2 pseudogenes are annotated in these 631 nt (G+C 61.2%); both read right to left on the bottom strand.

Annotation, left to right across the window (positions count from 1 at the left end):
• Positions 1-295, bottom strand: a pseudogene (locus tag AC1DVR_RS23925) (hypothetical protein); the annotation flags it as partial.
• Positions 288-631, bottom strand: a pseudogene (locus AC1DVR_RS23920) (hypothetical protein); the annotation flags it as partial. The pseudogenes AC1DVR_RS23920 and AC1DVR_RS23925, both read right to left, overlap by 8 nt.

Here is a 631-nt window from a genome sequence, read left to right as displayed (position 1 = left end):
CAACTGGCCCTGCCACGGCGATTGCCATGGCGACAGTCACGGTTGCCAAACCGGCCACGGCGCCGATGGACAGGTCAATCTCACCCGAGGCCAGAACGAAGGTCATGGCCACCGCCATCACGGCGATCATCGCGGTCTGGCGTATGATGTTAAGAAGGTTGGTCGGGTTCAGGAAACCCTTCTGGCTGAGCGTCAAGGCAAAGATCACGAAGATCAGCACGAAGCCGATGTAGATGATGTTTTGCCGCCAGTTGGTGAAGAATCCGCCCATCGGCGTGGTGGTTGCGTCAGCCATGGGACACCTCCTGTGTCATTGCGGGCTCGAAGGCGAGGGCTTTCTGGATTTCAATCTGCAACTGACGCTCGGCCCCTTGCAGGCGGTGGCCAAGGTCAGGTTCGGTTGGGTCGTCCAGCGTGGCGCGGTCGATCATCTGATGCGCACGGCCGTCGGCCATCACCAGGATGCGGTCGCAGGCGGTCAGAAGTTCGGACAGTTCGGAGGAGATCATCACGATGCCCTTGCCTTGGGCGGCAAGGTCGCGGACCAGCCGGATGATTTCGGACTTGGAGCCAATGTCGATGCCGGCGGTGGGTTCATCCAGCACCAGAATGTCCGGGTCGGTGGCGAGCC

The organism is Rhodobacter sp. P2_H5, from assembly GCF_056403335.1.
This window is presented reverse-complemented; position numbering and strand designations above follow the sequence as displayed.